Consider the following 6554-nt stretch of genomic DNA (forward strand, 5'->3'; position numbering starts at 1 on the left):
CGGCTGCATCTACTGCTACGCCCGCCCGGCGCACGCCTACATGGGCCTGTCGCCGGGCCTCGACTTCGAATCCAAGCTGTTCTTCAAGCCCGAGGCGGCGAAGCTCCTGGAGAAGGAGCTCTCCAAGACCTCCTATGTCCCGGAGTTCATCCACATCGGCGGCAACACCGACCCCTACCAGCCGCAGGAGCGGAAGCTACGGATCACGCGCGGGGTGATCGAGGTGCTGGTGCGATTCCGCCATCCGTTCACGGTGATCACCAAGTCGGCGCTGATCGTGCGCGACCTGGACCTGCTGGGCGAGGCGGCGGCCCTGGGCCTGACCCGCGTGGCGATGTCCATCACCAGTCTGGACCGCAAGCTGGCGCGGTCGATGGAGCCGCGCGCCGCCACGCCCGAGAAGCGGATCGACGCGGTGCGCCAGCTGGCGGGCGCCGGCGTGCCGGTGTCGGTGATGTTCGCCCCCTGCATACCCGGCCTGAACGACCACGAGATGGAGGCGGTGCTGGAACGCGCCGCTCAGGCGGGCGCGACCGGCGCCGGCTATGTGGCGCTGCGGCTGCCGCTGGAGATCAAGGACCTCTTCCGCGAGTGGCTGGAGAGCGACCACCCCGACCGGGCGCGGCGGGTGATGTCCCTGGTCCGCCAGATGCGCGGCGGCAAGGACTACGACGCCCAGTGGCGCTCGCGCATGAAGGGCGAAGGCCCGGTGGGCGAGCTGATGGCGACGCGCTTCAACGCCGCGCGCAAACGCTACGGCCTGAACCAGAGCTGGAACGCCCTCGACACCAGCCGCTTCCGCGTCCCCGCGCAGAAGGGCCGGCAGATGGATCTGTTCTCCGAATGAGGTCGGCCGATCAGTTCCTCCCCCGCCTTGCGGGGGGAGGGGGACCACGAAGTGGTGGAGGGGGCGCTGGTGACGCCATGAGAGTGACGAGCAATTCCGTGAAGCGGGCCCGACAGCTGCGCCGCAGCATGACCCTGCCGGAGGTGATCCTCTGGACAGCCCTCAGGGGACGCGGGCCGGATAGGCCGGCGTTTCGACGGCAGCATCCTTTCGGGCCGCATGTGCTCGACTTCTATTGCGCCAGCGCACGGCTCTGCATCGAGGTGGACGGCGACGGCCACTCGTTCGGCGACCGGCCGCAGCGTGACGCGCGGCGAGACGCCTTCCTGCGCGACCAGGGGATCATGACGGTTCGCCTATCAGCATCGGAGATCCTCGAGGACGCAAGCATGATCGCGAGCTCGCTGATCGAACTCGCGAGGCGTCGCAACGCCCCCTCCACCACTTCGTGGTCCCCCTCCCCCGTTGGCGCGGGTGAGGAACTGGGCGTCGATTACCCTGGCTACCGTCCGAACACCCCCACCAGCTCCACGTGCGGGGACCACAGGAACTGGTCGACCGGCAGCACCCGCTCCAGCCTGAAGCCGGCGTCTATCAGGGTGCGGGCGTCTCTTGCGAAGGTGGCGGGGTTGCAGGAGACGCCGATGACGCGGGCCACCTTCGAGCGGGCGAGCTCGGCGGTCTGTTCGGCGGCGCCGGCGCGGGGCGGGTCGAAGACGGCGACGTCGGTCTTCTTCAACTCGTCGGCCAGCACCGGCCGGCGGACGAGGTCGCGGGCCTCGGCGGTGACGCCCTTGAGGCCCGGCGCGCTGGCCAGGCCCGCGATGAGCGCGGCGACCGCCTCGGCGGTGAAGTCCGCGGCGTAGACCGGCGCGATCTCGGCCAGCCGGAAGGTGAAGGTCCCAACGCCGCAGTAGAGGTCGGCGATGCGGTGGGCGCCGGCCGCGGCCTCGGCCACGAAGCTGGCCATGGCGGCCTCGGCCCCCGGCGTCGCCTGCAGGAACGCGCCCGGCGGCAGGGAGACGCGCGCGGGCCCCAGCCGCACCTGGGGCGCGCGGGCCATGTAGGCGACCTCGCCGCCGAGGGTGACGCGGGCGACATCGGCTTCGGCCGCCAGCTCCGCGACCTGCATGCGGGCATCGGCCGACAGCCCGCCGCTCTTGGCCTCGACGCCGGTGATGTCGATGTCGAGGCCGGTGTCGGTGAGCGTGACGTGCAGCGTGGGCGCCGACTTCGGGTGTTCGAACAGTGGCGCCGCCAGCCGCTTCAACGCGGGAAGCGCCGCCTCCAGCCGCGGGTCGGCGATCGGGCAGACGGCGATGTCGACGAGGTCCCAGGAGCGGCGGGCCTTGTAGCCCAGGCGGGCGACGTCGCGGCTCCCCTTGCGCGCGTGCAGCGCCAGCCGCCGGCGCGTGCCGGGCGCCGCGGCGTAGGCCGGCAGGATCTCGGTCTCGATGTGCTGGCGCGCCAGGGTGCCGGCGAGCCGCTGCACCTTCCAGCGAAGGTAGGCGGCATGGTCCCAGTGCTGCAGCGCGCAGCCGCCGCAGGCGTAGAAGTGCGGGCACGGTGGCACTACCCGCTCGGCGCTCGGCTGCAGCACCTCGAGGAGTTCGCGCCGCTCGCCCGACCCTTGCGCGCGCACCCGCTCGCCCGGCAGGGTGAACGGCACGAAGACGGGGCCGGCGGCCACGCCGTCGCCCTCGCCGCCCACCGACTCGATGACCAGCTCGACCGGCGGGCCGGGCGGCGGTTTCGGATCGGGGCGGCCCTGGAATCGCCGCTTTGCCCCCCTCATCTGGGGGACGCCGATACGGGCCGAGTCGGGCGAGAACGAACGAACATGAACGAGATTCTCAACGGCCGTTCAGGTTCGCCACCGCATCTTCGCGGCAAGCGTCGCCGTAAGGCAGACAACAGAGCTTCGAGAGAGGGATATCGGATGTCGACCGCCATCGCCAAGGCCGCTGCGGCCACCCTCGCCGGCGTGGCCCTGCTGGCCGCGGGCGCGGCCCAGGCCCAGACGAGCTACGGCTCGACGTACCAGGGCCCTGGCAGCCCCGGCTACAACTACGATCCCTGCCGGCGCGACGCCAACCAGCGCGGTACGGCCGGCGCCTTGATCGGCGGCGGCATGGGCGCCGTGATCGGCTCGAACGCCGCGGCCCGCAACGCCCGCACCGAAGGCGCCCTGCTGGGCGGCCTCCTGGGCGCGATCGCCGGCGGCGTGATCGGCAACAAGACCGCCGCCTGCACGCAGCCGGGGTATGTCTCCTCGGTTCCGCCCCCGCCGCCGCGGGCCGACGCGCCGTACTACGACCGCGACGCCTATGCCGACTCCGCCGCCGCCGATGCCCGCGAGGACGCCTGGCGCGACCGCGAATATCGCGACCGCGAGCCGCCGGAACGCCGCGTCACCGAGCGTGCGCCCGACGCCGAGGACTGCAAGCTGGCCGAGAGCCCGATCTACATGCCCGACGGCCGCACCCAGACCCGCTTCGTGCGCGTCTGCCGCGATGCGAGCGGCAAGTACGCCGTCGTCGACTGACGAATAGTCCCTAGTCTCCAGGTCAGTACCCTGGCCCGCCCTGCGTATCCGGGCGGGCCATTTCTTTTCCTGGACGTGGCGGCGAAGGCCGCCGAGGCCCGCCCTGCGTACCTGGGCGGGCCTTACTTCTTGGCCGGATAGCCGAAGGTGAGGCTGGCGAACGTGGTCTCGAAGTCGGCGTCGGGCCGGTCCACGGGCTTGGACCAGATGGCGTTGACCAGCCATGAGCCCACGCGGGGCAGGCTCAGCCGGGCGCGGCCTTCGGCGTCGGTGACCTGCCGCGTCAGCCGGCCGCCGAGCACGTCCAGGCTGATCAGCTCGACGGTCGCGCCGGCCAGCGGCCGTCCCTCGAAGTAGAGCCGCACAGGCAGCGGCTCACCGGACGGCAAGGCCAGCGGATCCCGCTCGGGCACGATCTCCAGCTTGTGGCCCAGCCGCGCCGTGGCCACGGCCTCGCCCGCCGGTCCGGTCGGCCCCACCTGCACCAGCACCTTGGCGCGACGGCTGTACGCCTCGCGCCCGGGCCGGTCCTCGGTCTTGCGCCGGGCGCGTTCGGCCGTGACGAGGGCCAGGCCCTCCTCTTCGGCGAAGGCGTTGAACCGGTCGGCCGGCAGCTCCTGCAGCGCCTCGCGGGTCTCCAGCGCGATCAGGCGCCGGCCAGGCATGGTCAGTCGCAACCGGATGTCGGCCTCGTCCTGCGGCGGACGAAGGGCGGCGCGGACGTCCTCCTGGCCGCCTGGACCGAGCCGGACCAGCCGCGACACCTGGCTGACGGCGGCGTCCCAACGGTCATGCTCGGACTCCGAGCCCACCATCAGCCGGGCCGACCAGGCGCCGGGCTTCGCCAGCCAGAAGGCCGAGGGCTCGATCCAGAAGGCGTGCGCTCTCGCCGGTCCCGGCGCCAAGAGGGCGAGCGTCAGGACCGGCCCGACGGCCCAGCCCAGAGGGCCGGACCGCCGGATACGCCAGGAGGTCATGCTCAGCTGATCTCCCGCGGGTCGTTCGTCACGCTGAGCGGTTCGATGGCGCCGGCCGCCGGCTCGCCGGGCTCGCCGTTGCGATCCTGGCGGAACGCGGCGCCGAAGCCCGCGCCGAACTGATCCTCGAGCCGCGGCGGGGCCATCGGCGGCTGCATGACCATCGTCATGCCGCCCTTGCCACCGCCGCCGCAACCCGCGAGCGCCACGGCGGCGACACCCACGACCAGGAGAAGTCGCTTCGAGACCGTCATGGCGCTTACCTCCGGCTTCCGCCGGCGCCCGGCAGTGGGTCGCCGAGATACGGGAAGGTGGGTTGCAGGATCGGGTCGCGGGCGTCGAGCGGCGCCCCGTCGGTGAAGGGGACGTTGCCGACCGGGGCGTCCGTGGGCCTGCACAGCGCCAGGTCGGTCTGCACGCCGTTCACCGGCACCGGGTAGCAGAGCCGGCCCATCGCCACGCGCAGCGCCAGGTCGACCACATCGTCGCCGGGCCGCCGGCCATTCGGGAATCCGGCGAGGTCGTCGCCAGCGACGCCGAACGGGCTCTGCCGCGCCACCGGCGTCGGATTGATGCCGGTGTTCAGCCGGATCATCTCGGACGGGGTGACCCGGCTCTGCTGGTTGACGCCGCTGAAGCCGGTGAGGAAGGCGGCCACCAGATCATTACGGGGGAAGTTGCCCGGCGCGAGGTTCGCGATGTTGGTCTTGAGCGTCTGGTTCACCGGCGCGCGGAACAGCGAGTCCAGGATCGCCGGCAGGGTCGGGTTGGTCACGTAGTCGGCGAACTGGCCGTCGCCGCGCGGCTCGGAGGCGCTGAACTTGTCCTTGTCCTTCAGGCCGACGAAGAACTCGTTCACCAGCGGGGCCGACAGGCGCGAGACCTGGACGTACGCGCCGCCCACCTGGTCCGGACGGTCGTAGGACGGCGTCGGCCGGCGCAGGATGGCCTGCGGCAGGCTGGCGGTGGTCCAGCCGCCGATCACGCCGTTGCCCGACCCGGTCAGGCAGGCGATAGGGGCCTCCACGATCAGGGAGGTGATGTTGAACTCGCCCACCAGGTCGTCGTTGTCGCGCGACTGGGTGATGCCGCCCGGGAAGCCGCGACCATCCTTGGCGCCGGGGGCGCTGTCGCCCTCGACGGGCACGAAGTTCACCAGGTCGAAGACCGGACCCAGGTTCACCGCGAAGGCCTCGGCGCGCTGCCCCACGAACATGCGGCCGGGCGTCGAGCAGCCCGGGATGTTGATGACGTAGACGAACTGGCGGGCGTAAGCCCGGTAGTCCGGGATCGTCTTGGTCCCGACGTTGTCCAGCGGCTTCAGGAAGCTGGGCGCGCCGCCGGCGGCGTTGGTGACGGCCGCGCGCGTGCCGGTGCGCCGGTCGCCGCGGACGAGGGTGACCGTGAAGCTCTCCTGCTCGCCCAGGTCGGTGTCGTTCGGCGAGGTGACGGGGCCGGCGGCGCGCAGCGCGATGGCGTTCATCTTGCCGCCGATGTTCAGCACGATGCCGTTCCCATTGGCCGGCAGGGTGTTGGCGAAGTCGAACTGGAAGGTCAGGTCCTCGACCGCGTCGCCGTCGCTGTCGACATGGATCTCGTAGATCGCGTCGGGGTCCATGGTGACGTAGTTCGGGCCGCCGTACGGGGCCTGCAGCGGCACGTAGTTGGCGATAAGGGTGACGAAGCCCTCGCGGCCGGGCTCGTAGCTGCGGAACATGTAGAAGTCGGTGGAGTCGACCTTGGGGGTCCGGGTGACGGCGGGCGCCTCGCGGTGGCTGGAGGCGCCGGCCGGGCTTGCGCCCAGGCTGACGACAGCGACCGCGGCGGCGGTCGCGAACCAGGTGTATCTGCGGAACATCTAGGGGCTCTCCGAACTGTTCAAGCCGCTGCCAGGACCCCGGGACGCGGACCGCGTCTCCTGCAGCTCGGCTTGTGTTACCGGCCACCCGCGGCGGTTGGATGCGAAGCTTCGCGGTCGGCCGTTAGATCGGCCCAGCGCCAGGTTCCCGAGCCCAGCACCAGCACCATCGCCCCGCCGGTGTCGGGCACGAGCAGCAGGACCGGACCCGACACCGGCGCGGCCGCGCACGCCGGCTCGGCGGCCCGGACCGCCTCGGCGATGGCGGTGCGGATCGGTCGTGCGACCCGGGCGTCGGCGAGCGCGCCGGAACGGATCCAGCCGCCG

6 protein-coding genes and 2 pseudogenes are annotated in these 6554 nt (G+C 72.0%); 3 read left to right on the forward strand and 5 right to left on the reverse strand.

What is annotated here, in order from left to right:
- Together VGD44_RS24030 and VGD44_RS24035 are read left to right on the forward strand one after the other, a co-directional pair.
- A partial coding sequence (locus tag VGD44_RS24030) for a PA0069 family radical SAM protein (protein WP_331090911.1) occupies positions 1 to 847 on the forward strand: 847 nt, incomplete at its 5' end.
- A 128-nt stretch (positions 848 to 975) separates the two neighbouring features.
- A pseudogene (locus VGD44_RS24035) lies at positions 976 to 1194 on the forward strand (endonuclease domain-containing protein); the annotation flags it as partial.
- Between the two features lie 155 nt (positions 1195 to 1349).
- On the opposite strand, the gene VGD44_RS24040 reads toward VGD44_RS24035, so the two are convergent.
- A complete protein-coding gene (locus VGD44_RS24040; RefSeq protein WP_331090912.1) occupies positions 1350 to 2642 on the reverse strand; it encodes a class I SAM-dependent RNA methyltransferase in 1293 nt (430 codons plus the stop codon).
- A 144-nt stretch (positions 2643 to 2786) separates the two neighbouring features.
- Here VGD44_RS24040 and VGD44_RS24045 point away from each other — a divergent pair, with 144 nt between their 5' ends.
- Entirely contained in the window at positions 2787 to 3392 is a 606-nt protein-coding gene (locus VGD44_RS24045) for a glycine zipper 2TM domain-containing protein (protein WP_331090913.1), read from the forward strand.
- A gap of 122 nt (positions 3393 to 3514) precedes the next feature.
- Here the strand turns inward: VGD44_RS24045 and VGD44_RS24050 are convergent, their stop codons facing one another.
- The 4 genes and pseudogenes from VGD44_RS24050 to VGD44_RS24065 form a co-directional block, all read right to left on the reverse strand.
- Complete coding sequence (locus VGD44_RS24050) at positions 3515 to 4369, reverse strand: DUF4198 domain-containing protein (RefSeq protein WP_331090914.1); 855 nt, start codon at positions 4367 to 4369, stop codon at positions 3515 to 3517.
- 2 nt (positions 4370 to 4371) lie between these two features.
- Positions 4372 to 4623, reverse strand: a complete 252-nt coding sequence (locus VGD44_RS24055; protein ID WP_331090915.1) for a hypothetical protein — start codon at positions 4621 to 4623, stop codon at positions 4372 to 4374.
- 5 nt (positions 4624 to 4628) lie between these two features.
- Positions 4629 to 6227, reverse strand: coding sequence for a DUF4331 domain-containing protein (locus tag VGD44_RS24060; protein ID WP_331090916.1), 1599 nt, complete (start codon positions 6225 to 6227; stop codon positions 4629 to 4631).
- Between the two features lie 77 nt (positions 6228 to 6304).
- A pseudogene (locus VGD44_RS24065) lies at positions 6305 to 6554 on the reverse strand (hypothetical protein); the annotation flags it as partial.

It is taken from the genome of Phenylobacterium sp., from assembly GCF_036402295.1.
In the GTDB taxonomy this organism is placed as follows: Bacteria; Pseudomonadota; Alphaproteobacteria; order Caulobacterales; family Caulobacteraceae; genus Phenylobacterium.

Excerpts from the sequence above, each read along its gene's own strand:
- VGD44_RS24055 (WP_331090915.1), bottom strand. The coding sequence starts at position 4,623 with ATGACGGTCTCGAAGCGACTTCTCCTGGTCGTGGGTGTCGCCGCCGTG.
- VGD44_RS24040 (WP_331090912.1), bottom strand. The coding sequence starts at position 2,642 with ATGAGGGGGGCAAAGCGGCGATTCCAGGGCCGCCCCGATCCGAAACCG.
- VGD44_RS24050 (WP_331090914.1), bottom strand. The coding sequence starts at position 4,369 with ATGACCTCCTGGCGTATCCGGCGGTCCGGCCCTCTGGGCTGGGCCGTC.
- VGD44_RS24060 (WP_331090916.1), bottom strand. The coding sequence starts at position 6,227 with ATGTTCCGCAGATACACCTGGTTCGCGACCGCCGCCGCGGTCGCTGTC.
- VGD44_RS24045 (WP_331090913.1), top strand. The coding sequence starts at position 2,787 with ATGTCGACCGCCATCGCCAAGGCCGCTGCGGCCACCCTCGCCGGCGTG.